The 19,901-nt window shown below is 72.7% G+C and carries 17 protein-coding genes; 7 read left to right on the forward strand and 10 right to left on the reverse strand.

All coding sequences use genetic code 11. The features are described 5' to 3' along the window. Positions 1 to 46 precede the first annotated feature (46 nt). Entirely contained in the window at positions 47 to 223 is a 177-nt protein-coding gene (locus ACGFYH_RS28515; protein ID WP_393806047.1) for a hypothetical protein, read from the reverse strand. Positions 224 to 336: 113 nt separating this feature from the next. Here ACGFYH_RS28515 and ACGFYH_RS28520 point away from each other — a divergent pair, with 113 nt between their 5' ends. The 3 genes from ACGFYH_RS28520 to ACGFYH_RS28530 all read left to right on the forward strand — a co-directional run bounded on the left by ACGFYH_RS28520 (position 337) and on the right by ACGFYH_RS28530 (position 3,948). After that, positions 337 to 1,566, forward strand: a complete 1,230-nt coding sequence (locus tag ACGFYH_RS28520; RefSeq protein ID WP_393806070.1) for a low temperature requirement protein A — start codon at positions 337 to 339, stop codon at positions 1,564 to 1,566. A 141-nt stretch (positions 1,567 to 1,707) separates the two neighbouring features. Continuing rightward, positions 1,708 to 2,733: a P1 family peptidase gene (locus ACGFYH_RS28525; RefSeq protein WP_393806048.1), complete on the forward strand. Its 1,026-nt coding sequence runs from the start codon at positions 1,708 to 1,710 to the stop codon at positions 2,731 to 2,733. Positions 2,734 to 3,198: 465 nt separating this feature from the next. After that, positions 3,199 to 3,948 (forward strand): DUF6227 family protein, encoded by a 750-nt coding sequence (locus tag ACGFYH_RS28530; RefSeq protein ID WP_393806049.1) that lies wholly within the window; start codon positions 3,199 to 3,201, stop codon positions 3,946 to 3,948. A 71-nt stretch (positions 3,949 to 4,019) separates the two neighbouring features. Here the strand turns inward: ACGFYH_RS28530 and ACGFYH_RS28535 are convergent, their stop codons facing one another. From ACGFYH_RS28535 to ACGFYH_RS28550, 4 genes are all read right to left on the reverse strand, one after another. Continuing rightward, on the reverse strand, positions 4,020 to 6,197 hold the full coding sequence (locus ACGFYH_RS28535; RefSeq protein WP_393806050.1) for a fructose-specific PTS transporter subunit EIIC: 2,178 nt from the start codon (positions 6,195 to 6,197) through the stop codon (positions 4,020 to 4,022). A gap of 163 nt (positions 6,198 to 6,360) precedes the next feature. Next, positions 6,361 to 7,308 (reverse strand): 1-phosphofructokinase, encoded by a 948-nt coding sequence (pfkB, locus tag ACGFYH_RS28540; RefSeq protein ID WP_393806051.1) that lies wholly within the window; start codon positions 7,306 to 7,308, stop codon positions 6,361 to 6,363. Further along, complete coding sequence (locus tag ACGFYH_RS28545) at positions 7,305 to 8,066, reverse strand: DeoR/GlpR family DNA-binding transcription regulator (RefSeq protein ID WP_393806052.1); 762 nt, start codon at positions 8,064 to 8,066, stop codon at positions 7,305 to 7,307. The genes pfkB and ACGFYH_RS28545 overlap by 4 nt, the downstream gene beginning before the upstream one ends. Before the next feature lie 519 nt (positions 8,067 to 8,585). Continuing rightward, positions 8,586 to 10,103: an MFS transporter gene (locus tag ACGFYH_RS28550; protein ID WP_393806053.1), complete on the reverse strand. Its 1,518-nt coding sequence runs from the start codon at positions 10,101 to 10,103 to the stop codon at positions 8,586 to 8,588. Positions 10,104 to 10,165: 62 nt separating this feature from the next. Between ACGFYH_RS28550 and ACGFYH_RS28555 the strand changes: the two genes are divergently transcribed. Further along, positions 10,166 to 11,137: a helix-turn-helix transcriptional regulator gene (locus ACGFYH_RS28555; RefSeq protein WP_393806054.1), complete on the forward strand. Its 972-nt coding sequence runs from the start codon at positions 10,166 to 10,168 to the stop codon at positions 11,135 to 11,137. 147 nt (positions 11,138 to 11,284) lie between these two features. Here ACGFYH_RS28555 and ACGFYH_RS28560 read toward each other — a convergent pair whose 3' ends face one another. Next, on the reverse strand, positions 11,285 to 11,962 hold the full coding sequence (locus tag ACGFYH_RS28560; protein ID WP_393806055.1) for a TetR/AcrR family transcriptional regulator: 678 nt from the start codon (positions 11,960 to 11,962) through the stop codon (positions 11,285 to 11,287). A 459-nt stretch (positions 11,963 to 12,421) separates the two neighbouring features. Beyond that, positions 12,422 to 13,420, reverse strand: a complete 999-nt coding sequence (locus ACGFYH_RS28565; RefSeq protein WP_393806056.1) for an RNA polymerase sigma factor RpoD/SigA — start codon at positions 13,418 to 13,420, stop codon at positions 12,422 to 12,424. A 202-nt stretch (positions 13,421 to 13,622) separates the two neighbouring features. Between ACGFYH_RS28565 and ACGFYH_RS28570 the strand changes: the two genes are divergently transcribed. Continuing rightward, entirely contained in the window at positions 13,623 to 14,141 is a 519-nt protein-coding gene (locus ACGFYH_RS28570; protein ID WP_393806057.1) for a GNAT family N-acetyltransferase, read from the forward strand. 23 nt (positions 14,142 to 14,164) lie between these two features. Here ACGFYH_RS28570 and ACGFYH_RS28575 read toward each other — a convergent pair whose 3' ends face one another. Then, a complete protein-coding gene (locus tag ACGFYH_RS28575) occupies positions 14,165 to 14,926 on the reverse strand; it encodes a dioxygenase (RefSeq protein WP_393806071.1) in 762 nt (253 codons plus the stop codon). Between the two features lie 123 nt (positions 14,927 to 15,049). Between ACGFYH_RS28575 and ACGFYH_RS28580 the strand changes: the two genes are divergently transcribed. Continuing rightward, a complete protein-coding gene (locus tag ACGFYH_RS28580) occupies positions 15,050 to 15,601 on the forward strand; it encodes a MarR family winged helix-turn-helix transcriptional regulator (RefSeq protein WP_393806058.1) in 552 nt (183 codons plus the stop codon). A 112-nt stretch (positions 15,602 to 15,713) separates the two neighbouring features. Here the strand turns inward: ACGFYH_RS28580 and ACGFYH_RS28585 are convergent, their stop codons facing one another. Next, positions 15,714 to 17,258 carry an MFS transporter gene (locus tag ACGFYH_RS28585; protein ID WP_393806059.1) on the reverse strand — a complete coding sequence of 515 codons (1,545 nt, stop codon included), beginning with the start codon at positions 17,256 to 17,258 and terminating at the stop codon, positions 15,714 to 15,716. A gap of 292 nt (positions 17,259 to 17,550) precedes the next feature. Continuing rightward, positions 17,551 to 18,210: a TetR/AcrR family transcriptional regulator gene (locus ACGFYH_RS28590; RefSeq protein ID WP_393806060.1), complete on the reverse strand. Its 660-nt coding sequence runs from the start codon at positions 18,208 to 18,210 to the stop codon at positions 17,551 to 17,553. Positions 18,211 to 18,518: 308 nt separating this feature from the next. Between ACGFYH_RS28590 and ACGFYH_RS28595 the strand changes: the two genes are divergently transcribed. Beyond that, positions 18,519 to 19,811 (forward strand): M6 family metalloprotease domain-containing protein, encoded by a 1,293-nt coding sequence (locus ACGFYH_RS28595; RefSeq protein ID WP_393806061.1) that lies wholly within the window; start codon positions 18,519 to 18,521, stop codon positions 19,809 to 19,811. Positions 19,812 to 19,901: the final 90 nt, after the last annotated feature.

The raw sequence follows: 19,901 nt of genomic DNA on the forward strand, positions 1-19,901 counted from the left end.
CGGCCGTTGTGCGGGCGGCCGGGAGGCGGGCGAAGGCCCGCGCGGCTCACAGGTGGTGGGGCGGCTTCTCGTCGAGGAAGCGCTTCAGGTCGGCCGCGCTGCCGCCTTCCGGCCGCTCGCCCCAGCCGCGGTCGGTGTCGTCCGAGGTCTGCTGGTCCAGCGGGTCGTCGAAGACCAGCGCCGGCCTGGGCGCGCGGGGCTCGGGTTCGGGGGCGGTACTCATGGTTCCAGGGTACGGCCCGCCCCGCGGCCGACGTCCCGTCCGGCCGGCTCGTCCCGGCGCGCAGCGGGGTCCGCAGGCACATCCGCGCCGTCTCTGCTGTGCTGGGGGCCATGATGTCCAGTCCCTCCTCCGCAAGCGCGGCCTCCGCGCCGCCCGACGGCCATCCCCCGGTGCGCCGGCTGAAGGCCCGCCACCGGCACGAGCCGCACCGCGTCGCCACGCCCCTGGAGCTCTTCTTCGACCTGTGCTTCGTCGTCGCCATCGCCCAGGCGGGCGTCCAGCTGGTGCACTCCGTGGCCGAGGGGCATGCCGGCGAGGGTGTCCTCAACTACGCGATGGTCTTCTTCGCCATCTGGTGGGCGTGGATGAACTTCGCCTGGTTCGCCTCGGCGTACGACAACGACGACGTCCTCTACCGGGTCGTCACGCTGGTGCAGATCGCCGGAGTGCTGGTCCTGGCGGCCGGGGTCTCCAGGGCCTTCGAGGACCACGACTGGCTGGCGGTCGTCATCGGTTACGCGATCATGCGGGTCGCCTTGTCGTCGCAGTGGCTCAGGGCGGGGCGGTCCGCCGCGCCACCGGAGAGCACCATGGCCCGGAGATACGCCGGTGGCGTGCTGCTCTGCCAGGTCGGCTGGCTGGGGCTGCTGTTCCTGCCGGAGGGCGACCGCGGCTGGCTGTTCCTCGTCATGGTGGTGCTGGAGCTGTGCGTGCCCGCGTTCGCCGAGCGCAAGCACTCGTCGTCCTGGCACCCGCACCACATCTCCGAGCGGTACGGGCTGTTCACGATCATCGTGCTCGGCGAGACCATCGCCGCGGCCACGGTCGCGGTGAAGTCCGGCATCGAGGAGAACGACGCGCTGGGCGAGGTGCTTCCGATCGCGGCCGGCGGGCTGCTGATCGTCTTCGCGGCCTGGTGGATCTACTTCGTGGTCCCCGTCCACAGCTATCTGCGGTCCAGCAGGCAGTCCTTCCTGTGGGGTTACGGCCACTACCTGGTGTTCGCCTCGGCTGCGGCGATCGGGGCGGGGCTGGAGGTGGCGGTGGAGCAGACCGTGGGCAAGGCGCACATCTCGACGCTCGCGGCGTCCGCCGCGGTGACCCTGCCGACGGCGGTGTTCCTGCTCACGGTGTGGACGCTGCACGCACGGCACTTCAAGGTGGGCATCGCCGAGCAACTCGTGCTGCCGACGGCCGCGCTCCTGGTGATCGGCTGCACCTTCCTCGGGGACAAGGCGGTGCTCGTGGCGGGGATCGTGCCGGCGCTGGCCGTGGTGGCCGGGGTGACGCTGACCGCCGGGCGCACCGAACGGGAGCGGAGGATGACGGCACCGGCGGCCTGAACCACGGCCTGGGGCCCGGCCGCACCGCCGATGGCCACCGCGGCGGCGCCTGTACCGCGTGGCCGCCGGGTACGCCCGGCGCGCCCGCCGCGCCGTCGGTGACTTCCCCGCCGGCGCCGGTGGTTGGACGAGACTGACGGTATGACAGTCGACGCTTTGACGGACGTCGCCGGGGTGCTGGTGGGCCATGCGACGCGGACCGGGAACGGGTGGCTCACGGGGACGACGGTGGTGCTCGCGCCGGAAGGCGGGGCGGTCGCCGGGGTGGATGTGCGCGGTGGCGGCCCCGGCACCAAGGAGACCGATGCCCTCGATCCGCGCAACCTGGTGCAGAGGGTCCAGGCGGTGGTGCTGACCGGCGGCAGTGCCTACGGGCTCGACGCTGCGTCGGGGGTGATGGCCTGGCTGGAGGAGCGGGGGCGCGGGGTGCGCGTCGGTCCGGACCCCGCGCACGTGGTGCCGGTGGTGCCCGCGGCCTGCGTCTTCGACCTGGGGCGCGGGGGCGACTTCCGGGCCAGGCCGGACGCGGCCACCGGTTACGCGGCGGCCGAGGCGGCCCACGCCGGCACGCCGCGTGCCAAGGTGGCCGAGGGCTGCGTCGGGGCGGGCACGGGAGCCGTGGTCGGCACACTGAAGGGCGGGGTCGGCACCGCGAGCACCGTACTGGATTCGGGGATCACGGTGGCGGCGCTGGTGGTGGCCAACGCGGCGGGGTCGGTGACGGATCCGGAAACGGGGGTGCTGTACGGGGAGTTGTTCCGGGGCGGCCGGGTGGAGTATCCGGAGCGGGACGTCCACGAGGCCGCGGGACGGCGGCTGGCCGAGGTCGCGGCGAGGAACGCGCCGCCACCGCTGAACACGACGCTCGCGGTGGTGGCCACCGACGCGGATCTGTCGAAGGCGCAGGCGCAGAAGCTGGCCGGCACGTCCCACGACGGCATCGCGCGTGCCGTACGGCCGGTGCACCTGCTCAGCGACGGGGACACGGTGTTCGCCCTGGCGACCGGGGAGCGTCCGCTCGACTCGGGGCAGCCGCTCGCGCTGAACGAGGTGCTGGCGGCGGGCGCGGACGTGGTGACGCGCGCGATCGTGCGCGCGGTCCGTGCCGCCGGTCCGGTGGACGGCCCGGGCGGGTCCTGGCCGTCGTACGGAGAGCTGTACGGATAGCCGCACGGGCAGGCGCACGGAGCGCCGTCCGGACAGCCGCACGGGCAGGCACACGGAGAGCCCGTACGGACAGCCGTACACGGAGGTGCCCGGGCACAGCCGTACACAGAGGTGCACGCAGACGCGCACCGGTGGCTGTACCGAGGGGTGTACGGGGGGCCGTCCACGGCGGGTTGACGCGGCTGCGTCGCGAGTCAAGGACTCGCCGGACGACACGATCGCTCCGGACGACGGGCCCAACGGCTGGAACATGGCGTGGGGCGAGTGGGTCGCGGTCGGCGCGGCCTGACCGGCCGACCGCCGTCCGAGCAGCGGATTTTGACGGATCGTAGGGCCACGCGGGAACTTTTCGCGCGGCCCGCGCGTTTTTCGTGCGTACGTTTTCTCGGTTCCCGGACATGATGTCCGACCGAGGGGCTACGGTATGCACCCACAAGGTGACATGCAGCAACGCCGGGAGAAACCTTGAGCGTTCCGTACGAGACGGCAGCGTACGAACCACCCGAGTCGCCCGAGTCTCCGGAGGAGCACCTCATGCGACTGCTGGGTCGCGCCCTGAACTCGTTCGAACTGCCCGACGAGACGATACGGCGCCTGGACTGCGCGCTGGCGCACGACGGTTCGCTGCACTCCGCGCACCACAGCGCGGGACTGCACCGCGAGACGTACCGGCACACCTGGCTGCTGGCCGACGGCACCGCCCTCACCCTGTGGGAGCTCGTCCACAACACCGCCCCGGGCAGCGAACCGCAGCACGAGGTCTACGTGGACGAGGAGGAGCTGCGCACCGCCGGCTCCCGGCTCGCACTGCCGCCCGACACCCCGGACTTCGAACTGCCGGTGCAGGCGCAGCTGTCGCCCGTCCCCGCCCCGCGCCACACCTACGTCCCCGACGCCTCGGCGGATCACGCCCGCCGGCTGCTGCGCCGCGCGGAGAACGCGGACCGGCCCGGCGCCGACCTCGCCGACCTCCTGTTGACGGCGTCCGCGCACCAGATCACCCAGGCCTTCGGCGGTCCCAGCCGTGCGGGCCGCGCCCGGATCGGCTTCTCGCTCTACGAGCACGCGTTCCTGCTGCGCGACGGCGCGGAGGTCTCCCTGTGGGAGGTCGAGCACACGGCCACGCCGGACGGGCGGCACATGTGCGAGGTGTACGCGAGCGAGGACGCGGCCCGCCGGGCGATGGAGCGGCGGGCGGCGCGGGTCTCCCCGTAGGGGTAGGGCGGCGGGCCGGGCCCCCTCCCGAGGAGGAGGGACCGGCCCGGACACCCGGCGCTCGAAGCCCCTTACGCGGCCACCGGCCGCTTGGCCCCCGGCGTCGGGGCCGCCGGGCCCGTGCCCCCGCCGGGTCCCTGGGCCGTCGTTCCCGGCACCGGCTTGCGCAGCCCCTTGAGGACGATGACCAGGGCGGTGGCGACACAGACGCCGGCCGCGATGGCGACCAGGTAGAGCAGCGGGTTGCCGATCAGCGGGACCACGAAGATGCCGCCGTGCGGGGCGCGCAGTGTCGCGCCGAAGGTCATCGAGAGGGCACCGGTGACCGCGCCGCCCGCCATCGATGAGGGGATGACGCGCAGCGGGTCGGCCGCGGCGAACGGGATCGCGCCCTCGGAGATGAAGGAGGCGCCCAGCACCCAGGCGGCCTTGCCGTTCTCGCGTTCGGCGGCGTTGAAGAGCCGGCCGCGCACGGTGGTGGCCAGGGCCATCGCCAGCGGCGGGACCATGCCGGCCGCCATGACCGCGGCCATGATCTTCATCGCCGAGTCGCTGGGGCTGGCGACGGCGATGCCCGCGGTGGCGAAGGTGTAGGCGACCTTGTTGACCGGGCCGCCGAGGTCGAAGCACATCATCAGGCCGAGCAGCGCGCCGAGCAGGACCGCGTTGGCTCCGGACAGTCCGTTGAGCCAGTCGGTCATTCCCGACTGCGCGGACGCGATGGGCTTGCCGATCACGACGAACATCAGGAATCCGACGATCGCCGCCGAGACGAGCGGGATCACCACCACCGGCATGATGCCGCGCAACGCCGTGGGTATGCGGACCCGCTGGATCGCCAGCACCACCGCACCGGAGATCAGACCGGCCGCCAGACCGCCGAGGAAGCCGGCGTTGATGGTCAGGGCGATGGAGCCGCCGACGAAGCCGGGGACCAGACCCGGCCGGTCGGCCATGCCGTACGCGATGTAGCCGGCCAGCACCGGGACGAGGAAGGCGAAGGACACGCCGCCGATCTGGAACAGCAGCGCCGCCCAGCTGTCCGCCTGGGTCCACACGAAGTGGTCCATCACGGACGGCGCCTTGTTGATCTCGTAGCCGCCGATCGCGAAGCCCAGGGCGATCAGCAGGCCGCCCGCGGCGACGAACGGCACCATGTAACTGACGCCGGACATCAGCCATGTGCGCAGCTTGGTGCCGTAGCCCTCGCCGGATCCGCCGCCCCGCTCGACGGGCGTCGTACCGGCGTGGCCGTCGGAAGAGGCCGCCGTGACCTCACCTCGGGCCGCCTTCTCCCGGACCTCGCCGATCAGCTCGGCGGGCCGGTTGATGGCCGCCTTGACGCCGGTGTCGACGGTGGGCTTCCCGGCGAAGCGGTCCTTCTCGCGTACGGCCACGTCGTGGGCGAGGATCACGCCGTCCGCCGCCGCGATGACCGCCGGGTCGAGTCGGGTGAAGCCCGCCGATCCCTGGGTCTCGACGACGACTTCGACGCCCTCCTCGCGGCCCGCGTTCTCCAGCGACTCGGCCGCCATGTAGGTGTGCGCGATGCCGGTGGGGCAGGAGGTGACGGCGACGATCCGGAACGGACGCCCGGACACGGCCGGCTCCCCCGCGCCCCGCCCGGTCGGTTCCGGCGTCGCACCGGTGCCGACCGCGGCGCCCTCACCGGTGCCGACCCTGGTGCCCTCATCGGTGCCGACCGTGGCGGCCTCGGCGGAGGCCGCCGCCGAGGCCGCCGCGGAGTCCTGGCCACCCTCGGACCCGGCCTGGGCACCGGCGGCGGAACCGCCCTCGGCACCGGCCGGCTCCTCCCCTCGGATCAGCGCGGCGGCGGCCGCCGCGTCGTCCACCGAGCGCAGCGCGGCGGTGAACTCGGCGTTCATCAACTGCCGGGCCAGTGAGGAGAGGATCGTCAGATGGGCGTCGTCGGCGCCCGCCGGGGCGGCGATCAGGAAGACCAGGTCGGCCGGGCCGTCCGCCGCCCCGAAGTCGATGCCGGCCGCGCTGCGCCCGAAGGCGAGCGTCGGCTCGGTGACGTGCTCGCTGCGGCAGTGCGGGATGCCGATGCCGCCGTCCAGGCCGGTCGGCATCTGGGCCTCGCGGGCGGCGACGTCGGCGAGGAAGCCCTCCAGGTCGGTCACCCGGCCCAGGGTCGCCATCCGTTCCGCGAGGGCACGCGCCGCCGCTTCCTTCGTGTCGGCGGACAGGTCGAGGTCGACCAGGTCCGCGGTGATCATGTCGCTCATCGCGGGCTCCTTAGCTCGCGTATCGCCCGGTACGTGGGGTGAGGGGCGGGGGCGGGGAGGGGGACGGGGGCACTGCGGTGGGGGCTGGGGGCGGCCCCGGGGAGGGACGCGGGGAGAGGTGCGGAGGGAAGGGCGGGGAGAGGGACGGGGGCAGGGCGGGAGGTCATGACACCGGCTCCCTCAGTGCGCGGTCCACGGGCACCTCTGCCGTGACCGTCACGGCACCCGGGTCCAGGTCGGACGGCGTCGGCATCACGCTGCCGGGCAACTGGACGGCGGCGGCGCCGTGCGCGACGGCGGAGGCCAGGGCGCCGGGACCGGACCCGCCGGCGACGAGGAAGCCGGCGAGGGAGGAGTCCCCGGCGCCGACGTTGCTGCGTACGGCGTCCACGCGGGCGCCGCCGAACCAGGTGCCCGCGTCGTCCACGAGCAGCTGCCCGTCGGCGCCCAGGCTGGCGAGTACGGACCGGGCGCCCAGCTCCCGCAGTTCCTCCGCGGCCTTCACGGCGTCGCCGACCGTGGCCAGGGGACGCCCGACGGCCTCCGCGAGCTCCTCGGCGTTCGGCTTGACCACGTCGGGCCGCTCGCGCAGGGCCTGGAGCAGGGCGGGCCCGGAGGTGTCGAGGGCGATGCGGACACCGGCGGCGTGCGCCCGGGCGACCAGGTCGGCGTACCAGGACGGGGCGAGGCCGCGGGGCAGGCTGCCGCAGCAGGCGATCCAGTCCGCGCCGGGCGACTGCCGCCGTACGGTCTCCAGCAGCAGTTCCCGTTCGGCGGGGGACAGTTCGGGGCCCGGTGCGTTGATCTTCGTCAGTACGCCGTCGGCCTCGGCGAGCGCGATGTTGGAGCGGGTGGGCCCGGTGATCGGCACCCGCGCGACCTCGATGCCCTGCGCGTCGAGCAGGTCGGCGACGAGGGCGCCCGGGGCTCCGCCCAGCGGCAGCACCGCGACGGTGCGCTGCCCGGCCGCCGTCACCGCGCGCGAGACGTTCACGCCCTTGCCGCCGGGGTCGACCCGCTCGCCGGTGGCGCGTACGACCTCGCCGCGGTCGAGGGAGGGCACCTCGTAGGTGCGGTCCAGCGACGGGTTGGGGGTGACGGTCAGGATCATGCGCGTACTACTTCCGTGCCGGCGCGCTCGATGGCGTTGGCGTCCTCGGGGCTCAGCCCGTCGTCGGTGATCAGCAGGTCCACGTCGCTCAGGGCACCGAAGCGGGCGAAGTGCTCCTGGGCGTACTTGGAGGAGTCGGCGAGCAGCACCACGCGCCGGGCGGCGGTAAGGGCGGCCCGCTTGACGGCGGCCTCGGCGAGGTCGGGGGTGGTCAGCCCGTGCTCCACGGAGAAGCCGTTGGCCGCCACCACGGCCACGTCGGCGCGGATCTCGCCGTACGCGCGCAGCGCCCAGGCGTCCACGGCGGCGCGCGTACGGTTCCGCACGCGCCCTCCGACCAGGTGGAGCTGGATGCCGGGGTGGTCGGCGAGGCGGGCCGCGATGGGCAGGCTGTGGGTGACCACGGTCAGCGAGGCCTCGGGCGGGATGGCCGCGGCCATGCGGGCCACCGTGGACCCGGCGTCGAGGATCATCGTGCCCTCGGCCGGCAGTTCCGCGAGGGCCGCCCTGGCGATCCGGTCCTTCTCGTCGGCGGCCGTGGACTCGCGCTCGGCGAGGTCCGGTTCGAAGTCGAGCCGCCCGGCGGGAATCGCGCCGCCGTGCACCCGGCGGAGCAGACCGGCGCGGTCGAGCGCCTTGAGGTCGCGGCGGATGGTCTCCGCCGTCACCTGGAACTCCTCGGCCAGCGACACCACGTCCACCCGGCCGCCGTCCCGGGCCAGCCGAAGGATCTCCTGCTGCCGCTCCGGTGCGTACATGACCGTTCACCTCCGACCTGTGCCCGAACCTGTGGTTTCTATCGGGAGGCTACGCCCGGTTTTCCGATATGTAAACCAGAACCAGAAGCATCCGGACCCAAACAGACACGAACGGGCATCGGGCATCGGGCATCGGGCACCGACGACGTCGTCCTCGTCGTCCACTGCCCCGACAAGGACAGCGACAGCGACAGCGACAGCGACAGCGACGAGAAGCTGGTCGCCTGGTCGGCATCGGCGTGTTCCTCAGCCCCGGGACGGCCACGCTTCGGTGGGGACCGACGAGGGGCGGGGGCGGCCCCCCCCGGGCCGCCCCCCCCCCCCCCCAACCCCGCCGCCCCGACCCCCCCCCCCGCCCCCCCCCCCCCCCCCCCCCGCCCCCGCTCGGAGCGGGTGGGCGGGGGGGGGGCTGGGGGTTTTCCCCCCCCCGGGGGCGGCCCCGGGGGGGGGGGGCCCCGGGGGGGGGGGGGCCCCCCCCCGGGGCCCCCCCCCCGCCCCCCTGCTTCCCGTGCCGCGGTCTCAGACCAGCGCGGGCTCCCGCCCCTCCGCCCGGTCCTCCCCCTGGCCCCCTTCCACGTGCTGGGCCGGCCGCCCGGGCAGCGCGAACATCAGCAGGAAGATGACGCCCATCAACACGGCCACCCATCCCAGCGCGTTCTGGAAGGCGTCCGCGTAGGCCGGGCCGATGCGGGCGGGGATGAGACGGTCGCTCATGGTGCCGAAGAAGACCACCGACACCAGCCCGAGGCCGAGCGCGTTGCCCATCTGCTGCACGGTGTTGATGAGCCCGGACGCCGCACCGGCGTGCTCGCGCGGCACCTCGGAGAGCACCGCGTCCGTCAGCGGCGCGACGATCAGCCCCATGCCGAGACCCATCACGGCCAGCGGCAGCGCCATCTGCCAGGACGTGACGGCGAGCCCGTAGTGCTCCGACTCCCAGATGTAGAGGAGCACTCCGGCCGCCATCACCAGCGCGCCCGCCTGGAGCACCTTGCGCCCGAAGCGCGGGACCAGCTTCTGCACCGACAGTCCGGCCGCCGCGGACACGGCGATCGAGAACGGTACGCCGGTCAGGCCGGCCCGCAGCGGGCTCCAGCCGAGCCCCACCTGCATGTACAGCGTCCACACCAGGAAGAAGACGCCGAGGCCGACCCCGAACACGGTCTGCACGGCGATGCCCGCGGCGAAGCTCTTCACCCTGAACAGCGACAGCTCCACCAGCGGCGAGCCGTCCCGCGCGCTCTTGCGCCGCTCGAAGGCCACCAGGACCGCGAGGACCAGGAGCGAACCGGCCATCGAGAGGTACCCCCACAGCGGCCAGCCCAGCTCGCGCCCCCGGGTGAGCGGGTAGATCAGCATCAGCAGGCCGAGGGTGACCAGCGCGACCCCGACGAGGTCGAGCTTGAGGGCGCGCGGCGCCTTGGACTCCGTGATGAAGCGGCTCCCGAGGACGAGGCCCGCGATGCCGACCGGCAGGTTGATGAGGAAGACGGGCCGCCATTCGAGCCCGAAGAGGTTCCCCTCGGTGAGCAGCGCGCCCAGCAGCGGACCCGAGACGGCGCCCAGTCCGACGATCGCGCCGAACAGCCCGAAGACCTTGCCGCGTTCGTGCGCCGGGAAGGTGGCGTGCACGATCGACAGCACCTGCGGCACCATCAGCGCCGCCATGCCGCCCTGGAGGATGCGGGAGGCCACCAGCATCTCCGGATTCGCCGCGAGGCCGCACAACGCGGACGCCAGGGTGAAACCGCCGACGCCGACCAGGAAGACCCGTTTGCGGCCGTGGATGTCGCCGAGCCGCCCACCGGTGATCAGGCCCGCCGCGAAGGCCAGGGCGTAGCCGGCGGTGATCCATTGGATCTGGCTGAAGGAGGCGCCCTCGTCCTTCTGGATCGAGGGGATGGCGATGTTGACGATGGTGACGTCCACCAGGTCCATGAAGGCGGCGGTCATCACGATCGCCAGGGCGAACCAGCGACGGCGGTCGCCCGCCGCGGGCGGGACGGGAGCCGGGTCCGGGGTGTGCGTGAAGGTCATGCGAGGAACCTACGGAGCCAGTAGGACGGATCATGTCCTAGAGGTACGGCATCCTCGGATCCATGACGACCGACACTCCCGCCCGGCTGCTGACGCTCCTCTCCCTCCTCCAGACGCCCCGCGAATGGCCCGGCGGCGAGCTGGCCGACCGGCTCGGGGTCTCCCGGCGCACGGTGCGGCGGGACATCGACCGCCTGCGCGAGCTGGGTTACCCGGTGCGGGCCACGATGGGCTCCGACGGCGGCTACCGGCTGGTGGCCGGCAAGGCGATGCCGCCGCTCGTCCTCGACGACGAGGAGGCGGTGGCCATCGCGGTCGGGCTGCGGGCCGGCGCCGGGCACGCGGTCGCGGGTCTGGACGAGGCGTCGGTGCGGGCCCTGGCCAAGCTGGAGCAGGTGCTGCCGTCCCGGCTGCGGCACCGTGTCGCCACGCTCCAGTCCGCGACCACGCCGCTGACCAGCGGGGACGGGCCGAGCATCGCGCCCGGGACGCTGACCGTGATGGCCTCGACGGTGGCCGGACGGGAACGGCTGCGGTTCGCCTACCGCGCGGGGGACGGCACCGAGTCGCGGCGGGTGACGGAGCCGTACCGGCTGGTGTCGACGGGGCGGCGCTGGTACCTGGTCGCCTACGACCTCGACCGGGAGGACTGGCGGACCTTCCGGGTCGACCGGGTGAGCGAGCCCTTCGCCACGGGAGCGCGGTTCGCTCCGCGCGAGCTGCCGACCGGCGACGCGGCCGAATTCCTGCGGCGCTCGATACACCGCCGGAACGACTCCTACGAGATCGTGGTCGTCTTCCACGCGCCCGCCGAGGCCGTCGCGGCGCTGCTGCCGCCCTGGATGGGAGCGCCCGACGCGGTGGACGGCGGCACCTCGTGCGTGCTGCGCGCGACCGTGTCCGACCCGGTCGAGTGGATGGCGGCACGGCTGGCGACGGCCGGGGTGGAGTTCCGGGTCCGGGAACCGGCGGAGCTGGTGGAGTGCGTACGGGACCTCGGGGCGCGGCTGGGACGGGCGGCCCAGGACGACTGACCGGCACACCACCGCCCACCGGGGCCTCTCCCGGCTCTCCCCGACTCTCCCCGGGGCTCGCCGACCCTTCCCGGCACTCCCCGACTCTCTCCGGGCCCCGCTCCGAACCCGCCGCCCAGGCCTCGCCTCGTACCCGCCGGCCGGACCTCATCCCGGCCCGTCCCCCCAGTCGAAGCGCCGCAGCGCCTCCATGTTCAGCAGAGCCTGGTCCAGTGGGCTGCCGGCCGGCTGGGAGGACGACGCCCAGTACTCCGCCGCGACGCGCACGGCCGCACCCGCCACGGCGGCCGCGAAGTGCAGCCGGGGAGAGGCGGCCAGCCCGACGGCAACGTTGTCGTCGCCCCCGGACATCCGCGCGGCCAGCGCCTCGACGAGCCCCCGCTCCGTGGAGTGGCAGACCTCCGCCCACACCTTGCCCAGCGCCGGACTGCTCTCGGCCAGGCGGATGAGGGTGCGGGCCCACTCCCACGAGGACGCCGAGACACCGGCGCCCGGGGTCAGCGTGTGCCGCACGGCGTGTTCCAGTGCCTCGGGCGGGGACAGTCCGGCCGGGGCCTCGCGCACCGCCCGCACCCACCGCTCGGCGCCCAGGGCGTACAGCGGGGCGACCGCCTCCTCCTTGGCGGCGAAGTAGCGGTAGAAGGTGCGCGGGGCTACACCGGCGGCCCTGGCGATGTCCTCGGCCCGGGTGGCCCGCAGGCCTTGGCCGACGAAGAGGCGGGCCGCCGCCCGGGCGATCTCCATCCGGGTCTCGGCCTTGCGCCGCTCGGTCAGGGAGACCGGCCCCGGTCCGGGGTCGGGAACTGCTGGGACGGTGCTGCTCACTTCGGCAGGCTATGCCGCTGTGGCAGAATCTGCCATTCGGCGGGCCACCCCGGGGTTCAGGTTCGGGGTGCCCCGCCCCCCAGCCATGGGAAGAGCCGGGCTGCGGCGCCCCGGGGGGAGGGGGCGCCGAGCCCGGCTCGGGAAGTCCCGGCGCCGGGGGGAGTGCGTCGGGACGTGGTCCAGTGGTGCCGCGGTGTCGGTGTGCGCGCTGCGCCGGCCCGGTGTCGCCGTGCCGGCGGTGCGCTGATCCGGGGCTTCGGTGGAGCGGGGTGGGGGCCGTCGTCCAAGGCCGGACGAGCGGGCCCGCAGTTCTTGTTCCCGGGCGCCGACGGGTTGAAGCAGCGTTGTACGGCCATGTTCGCGCCGGGATCAGTCACCGGCGTACGCCCCACCCGCCACGTCACGCCCCCGCGTCACGCGGCGGCCGGCCCGCACGTCCGGCCGCCGTCCCCGGCAGAGCTACGCCGCCGCCTCGAAGCCGGTGGAACGTGCCAGCTTCTTCAGCTCCAGCAGCGCGTGCTTCTCGATCTGGCGGATGCGCTCGCGCGTGAGGCCGTGCTCCTTGCCGACCTCGGTCAGCGTACGCTCGCGGCCGTCGTCGATGCCGTACCGCATCTTGATGATGGAGGCCGTGCGCGGGTCGAGGCGGCCGATGAGGTCGTCGAGCTCCTCGCTGCGCAGCAGCGTCAGCACCGACTGCTCGGGCGACACGGCCGAGGTGTCCTCGAGCAGGTCGCCGAACTGGGTCTCACCCTCGTCGTCCACCGACATGTTCAGCGAGACCGGGTCGCGGGCCCAGTCGAGCACGTCGGTGACGCGCTCCGGTGTCGAGCCCAGCTCCGCCGCGATCTCGGCGGGCTCCGGCTCGCGGCCGTGCTCGCGGTTGAACTCGCGCTGCACGCGCCGGATCCGCCCCAGCTCCTCCACCAGGTGGACGGGCAGGCGGATGGTGCGCGACTGGTCGGCGATGGACCGGGTGATGGCCTGGCGGATCCACCAGGTCGCGTACGTCGAGAACTTGAAGCCCTTGCGGTAGTCGAACTTCTCGACCGCGCGGACCAGGCCGGCGTTGCCCTCCTGGATCAGGTCGAGGAGCGGCAGACCGCTGCGCGGGTAGCGGCGGGCGACCGCGACGACCAGGCGGAGGTTGGAGCGGATGAAGACGTCCTTCGCCCGCTCGCTCTCGTCGATCAGGGCCTGAAGCTCGTCACGGGTGGCGTCCGCCCCGGTCTCCTCGTAGCCTTCGAGGACCTGCCGCGCGAACACACCCGCCTCGATGGTCTGGGACAGCTCGACCTCCTTGGCGGCGTCGAGCAGCGGTGTCCGGGCGATCTCGTCGAGGTACATGCCGACCAGATCGCGGTCGGCGAGCTCTCCGCCGTTGGCGCGGACGCTGGTTGCCGCGCCGGAGGTCTCGCCGGTGGCGGACTTACGACGGGCGACGGCACGGGTTGCCATGCGTGCTCCCTTGCGATGGTGGTTCAGCGGGCGGTGCGGTGGACGTTCGGGCGCCTTGCGGCCGGGTCCGGTTTCTCTCGGGACTCTCCTCGGGTGCCCTGCATCTGATGGAAACAACGACTGGAATCCGGACAGAATTCCCAACCCGACCCTCGATTTTTCTGATCATGCAGTACCCTGTGCCACCACACGAGGAGGGGCGATGCCGTCGGGAGCCGCGGAGGTCCAGGTCAGACCGGGAGCCGAGGACGATCTCAAGGTCCTCACCGACCTCTACAACCACTACGTGTGTGAGACGCCCATCACGTTCGACACCGAGCCGTTCACTCCGGAGGAGCGCCGCCCTTGGCTGCTCTCCCACCCTGAAGACGGCCCGTACCGGCTGAGGGTTGCCACGGACGCGGACTCGCAGGAGATTCTGGGGTACGCCACGTCCAGCCCCTATCGCGCGAAGCCCGCCTACGGGACCTCGGTGGAGACCACGGTCTACGTCGCTCCGCGGGCCGGCGGCCGCGGCATCGGCTCACTCCTCTACACTTCCCTCTTCGACGCCCTGGCCGGCGAGGACCTGCACCGCGCCTACGCGGGCATCGCCCAGCCCAACGAGGCCTCGGCCCGGCTGCACGCGCGCTTCGGTTTCCGGCACGTCGGCACGTACCGCGAGGTGGGCCGCAAGTTCGGACGGTACTGGGACGTGGCCTGGTACGAGAAGCCGCTGTAGCCGCGGGGCCGGCGCCCTCACGGTCAGCCGAACTGCACCGACCGCTTGGCCAGCCCCATCCAGAAGCCGTCGATCACGGACCGCCGCAGATCCAGCTCGCCGGCCGCGTCCGCCGCGCCCATCGTCACGAACAGGGGAGCGAAGTGCTCGGTGCGCGGATGGGCGAGCCGCCCCGCCGGGGACTTGCGGGCGAAGTCGAGCAGCCCGTCCACGTCGCCGCCCTCCAGCGCGCGCCGGCCCCAGTCGTCGAACTCCGCCGACCAGGAGGGGATGCCGCCCTGGCGCAGCGCGGCGAGGTTGTGGGTGAAGAAGCCGGAGCCGATGATCAGCACGCCCTCGTCGCGCAGCGGCGCGAGTCGGCGGCCGGTCTCCATGAGCCGCGCCGGATCGAGGGTCGGCATGGAGACCTGGAGGACCGGGATGTCGGCACCCGGGTACATCTCCACCAGCGGCACGTAGGCGCCGTGATCGAGGCCGCGGTCGGGAACGTCCTGCACGGGCGTGCCGGGAGTGCGCAGCAGCTTGCGCACGGACTCGGCGAGCGCCGGGGCCCCGGGGGCCTCGTAACGCACGCGGTAGTAGTGCTCCGGGAAGCCCCAGAAGTCGTAGACCAGGGGGACGGTCCGGGTGGCGCCGAGGGCGAGCGGGGCCTCCTCCCAGTGCGCGGAGACGACCAGGACCGCCTTGGGCCGGGGCAGGGCGGCGGACCAGGCGGCGAGTTCGCCGGGCCAGACGGGGTCGTCGGCGAGCGGCGGGGCGCCGTGGCTGAGATAGAGGGCGGGCATGCGCTCCCGCGTGGCGGCGGCGGTCATGTCTGCGACTCCAATACTTGAACTCTCAATTTCTATGCGGCCAATCTACGCCCAGTTTGTTTAATGTTCAAGGAGTCGTTTCGTACAGTGGGACACATGAACACGGCACCCGTCCCGGCCCCCTCCGACGAGCACGACGAGTACGGCTCGCCCGACCCGTCCGGCGGAACCCGCTGGCTCACGGCCGAGGAGCAGTTCGTCTGGCGCTCCTACATCGAGGCCGCCACTCTCCTGGAGGACCACCTCGACCGGCAGCTCCAGCGCGACGCGGGCATGCCGCACGTCTACTACGGCCTGCTGGTCAAGCTGGCCGAGTCACCGCGCCGGCGGCTGCGGATGACGGAGCTGGCCAAGTACGCGAAGATCACCCGCTCCCGGCTCTCGCACGCGGTGGCCCGCCTGGAGAAGAACGGCTGGGTCCGCCGCGAGGACTGCCCCTCCGACAAACGCGGCCAGTTCGCCATCCTCACCGACGACGGGTACGAGGTGCTGCGCCGGACCGCGCCGGGCCATGTGAACGCCGTACGCCAGGCGGTCTTCGAGCGGCTCACGCCGGAACAGCAGAAGTCCCTCGGCGAGATCATGAGGATCGTCGCCGAGGGACTTCAGCCGAGCGAAGCGGGTGCGGACCTGCCCTGGCTGCGCTGAGCGCGCGGCCGGGGCAGCCGGGACAGGTCCGGGGGACCGTGCGTACGGGGCGTCCCCTCCTCGTACGCACGGGTGGAACAGGGGCCCGAGCGGGTACGTACCGGGCCCGGTGTCAGTGGGCGACGACCGGCACCGGCAGCTCGCCCTCGACCGCGTCGCCCGTACCGGAACCGGTGACCGTGCTGCCGCCCGGGCGGCCGGCGTTCACGAAGGTCAGGGCGATCGTGGCCGCTACGACCAGGATGCCGACGGCGACCCAGATGGCGCTGGTGTAGCCCTGCACCTGGCCCTTCAGCTGGACCAGCCGCTGCTGGGACCGGGAGCCCGCGCCGGCGATGTGGTCGGCGATGTAGGACGTGGTGGCCGAGGCGGCGATCGTGTTCAGCAGCGCCGTACCGATCGCGCCACCCACCTGCTGCGAGGTGTTGACCATCGCGGAGGCGACACCGGCGTCCCGCGGCTCCACGCCCATGGTGGCCATGGACATGGCCGGCATGAACGCCGTACCCATGCCGAGGCCGAGCAGCAGCATGCCGGGCAGCAGCACACCGGCGTACGAGGTGTTGAGCTCCAACTGGGTCAGGAACAGCATGCCGACCGCGGCGACCAGGAAGCCGGGGCCCATCAGCAGCCGGGGCGCGACCCGGGTCATCAGCCGGGCGCCGATCTGCGTGGAGCCCGTGATCATGCCCGCGATCATCGGCAGGAAGGCGAAGCCGGTCTTGACCGGCGAGTAGCCCTGCACGATCTGGAGGTAGTAGGTCAGGAAGAGGAACAGGCCGAACATCGCGATGATCGCCAGGCCCAGCGAGAGGTAGATCCCGCCCCGGTTGCGCTCGGTGATCACGCGCAGCGGCAGCAGCGGGGCCCTGACCCTCGACTCGACCAGCACGAAGGCGAGAAGCAGCACGGCGGCGCCGACGAACATGCCGACCGTCACCGCGTCGCTCCAGCCCTCGGACTCGGCGCGGGTGAAGCCGTAGACGAGCGCGACCAGGCCGAGGGTGGACAGGATCACGCCGGGAATGTCGAGCGGCGAGCGGTTGCGGCCGCCCTTCGGCTCACGGATGACGAGGTAGGCACCGGCGGCGGCGACGATCGCGAACGGGATGTTGACGAAGAACGTCCAGCGCCAGTTCAGGTACTCGGTGAGGAAGCCACCGAGGATCAGACCCACGGCACCACCGCCACCGGCGATCGCACCGTAGATACCGAAGGCCTTGGCGCGTTCCTTGGCGTCCGTGAACATCACGGCGAGCAGGGAGAGCGCGGCGGGCGCGAGCAGCGCGCCGAAGACGCCCTGGAGGGCGCGGGAGCCGAACATCATCGCCTCGTTGGTGGCCGCGCCACCGAGCGCCGAGGCGACGGCGAAGCCGGTCAGGCCGAGGACGAAGGTGCGCTTGCGGCCCCACAGGTCGGCTATCCGGCCGCCGAACAGCAGCAGGCCGCCGAAGGCGAGGGCGTAGGCCGTGACGACCCACTGCCGGTTGCCGTCGGAGATGCCGAGGTCCTGCTGCGCGGAGGGCAGGGCGATGTTCACGATGGTGGCGTCGAGGACGACCATCAGCTGGGCGAGCGCGATGAAGACCAGCGCTTTCCAGCGACCGGCGTCCGGGGCGTCGGTGACGCCGGAAGCCTTGACGGCTGCTTGAGACATGGGGATACCCACTTCGGGACTTCGTGACGGAAAAAGCTGAGCAAAGGGACGACTGGTTCCGGGCGACGGCCATCGCGGGCCGCCGTCCTTCGATCGGACGGTCAGGAGTCACGGAGCTACTGGCGACGTGACTGCCGACGACGGAGCCACCGGTGACATGACCACTGGCGACGTGACCGCTGGGGTGTGACTACTTGTGACGTGACTGCCGGGGTGTAACTACTTGTGACGTGACTGCCGGGATGCAACTACTGGTGACGTGACTGCCGGGGTGTGACTACTGGTGGTGCAACTACTGGTCGCAGGGCCGGCGCAGATCCTCCACGGTCACGGCAGCACCCGGCAGGGCGGAACGGGCGGGAGCCCGCAGCCCGTCCAGGAACAGCTGCAGATGGCGATGGACGAACCGGTCGGCGCTCACGCACCCCGTACCGGCCGGGGGCCGGCTGAGCTGGGCCGCGGCGATCATCAGATCGCCCACGCCCACGTCATCACGGAGCTGACCGGCCGCCTTCGCCCGGTCCATGACCTCGGCGACGAGTCGTTCGACCCGTTCGCGCGCCGCTTCCAGGTCGGGGTGGTGCTGGTCGAACGTGCTGGACACCATGGGGCACAGGGCGCTGATCCGCTCGTCGGCGGAGGCGTGCACGAAACGCTCCAGCGCCTCGAACGCGTCACCGGTCTCGGCGAGGGCCAGTTCGGCCGCCCGTGCCGTGCGGTCCATGACCGAGCAGACGACCTCGCGGACGAGGGCGTCTCGGTCGGGGAAGTTGCGGTACACCGTGGCGTTGCCGACGCCGGCCCGGCGGGCGACGTCGTCGAGCGGCACCTCGGGGCCGTGCTCGACGAACATCTCCCGGGCGGCGGTGACGATCCGCTCCCGATTGCGCAGGGCGTCGGCACGAGGCCGCGGCGTCCTGCGCTGCTCGAGGGTTGCGGTCGCGGTCTGCACGGCGCACTCCTTGGTGTCTGTGAGGGTGTCTGTCACGGATGTGACGACTGGGGTCGCGATCCGGGGAAGCAATCCCCGTTTCGCTCGGACACAGGTCTAAACGGGGAAACGATCCCCAGTTATTTCCCCACTCCCCAAGAACTTTCCGTGACCTGGGTCACATGCCTCTCCGGCCCGTCCCCCGGTCGGCGGCTACCGGTGAGAAACCCACGATCGGCTGCTCCAGCGCGCGCCCGCGCACCCCTCGGCACAGGGTGAGCGCAGGGTGCAGTCGGTGCCGGACGGCTGCCGTGGCCGGGGAGGTCCGCATGCAGCCGCAGGTGCAGCCGCCGAGCCGCCGCATACGCCCGCGCCGCCTGGCCGCGATCGGGACCGTCGCCGTCCTGACCCTCGCGCTCAGCACCTCCGCGGGCACCGGCCGGCTCGCGCCCGGCACCTCGACCGCGGGCCCCGGCCCCGCCGTCCTCTCCCGCTCCTCCGCGCACGGTCCCTGCATGATCAGCGGCGGCCCCGAGATCCAGATGTCCGAGGGCGTGCCGACCTCCACCGGCTACGCCCGCTCGACCGGCACCGTCCGCGCCCTCAACCTGATGGTCGACTTCTCCGACGCGCCCGGCGAGGGCAAGGCGCTCGACCGGTACGCGGAGTTCTTCCCGCAGACCGAGAAGTGGTTCCGCACCAGCAGCTACGGCCGCCTCGACTACCGCCCGGAAACCCCGGTCCGGGACTGGCTCCGGATGCCGAAGTCCTTCGCCGAGTACGGCATAGAACGCGGCGCCCCGTTCGAGCCCGGCTACCGCAAACTGGTCCAGGACCTGGTGGCGGCGGCCGACGCGAAGGTCGACTTCCGGTCGTACGACCTCCTGAACGTCCTGGTCACCCCGAACGCGGGCCCCTCCGCCCTGGACACGGTCCTGTCCGTGACCTTCGCCGGCAACCAGGAGGCCCCGGTCGCCGACGGCGTCCCGGTCGCCAACGCCTCCTTCATCTACTCCCGCCAGGACGACGGCTCCGGCTCCTACGACGAGACCGGCTTCCGCGTACTCCCCCACGAGAACGGCCACGTCTTCGGCCTGCCGGACCTCTACACCCAGGAAGGCGGCGGAGCCGTCGGCCACTGGGACATCATGAGCGAGGACTGGGGCGCCAACAACGACCTCCTCGGCTGGCACAAGTGGAAGCTGGGCTGGCTCGACGCGTCCCAGGTGCACTGCGCCTCCGCGCCGGGGACGACGGAGTACACGCTGACGCCGCTGGCCCGCAAGGGCGGCGACAAGCTGGTGGTCCTCCCGCTGAACAGCAGGTCCGGCTACGCCGTCGAACTGCGCACCCGCGAGGGCAACGACGCGACCGTGTGCCGCCCCGGCGTGCTGATCTACAAGGTCGACGCGGACGTGGACACCGGAATGGGCCCGGTACGGGTCTACGACTCCCTCCGCGACAGCGGCGGCTGCACCCGCAGCCCGAACGTCCACGCCGAACTCTCGGACGCCGCCTTCACCCCGGGCGAGACCTTCAAGGACCCCCGCCGGAACATCACGGTCAAGGTGTCGGAGGCGGACTCGAAGGGGGACGTCCGGGTACGGGTCACCCGTGGCTGACGGCCCGGACCGCGGCGCCCGGGGAAGCGGGAAGCACCGGGTGCCGGCCGGTTCGGCACCGCACCGGGAGGAACAGGCAGCCTCGGACGC

It is taken from the genome of Streptomyces sp. NPDC048392, from assembly GCF_043200575.1.
Taxonomy (GTDB): domain Bacteria; phylum Actinomycetota; class Actinomycetes; order Streptomycetales; family Streptomycetaceae; genus Streptomyces.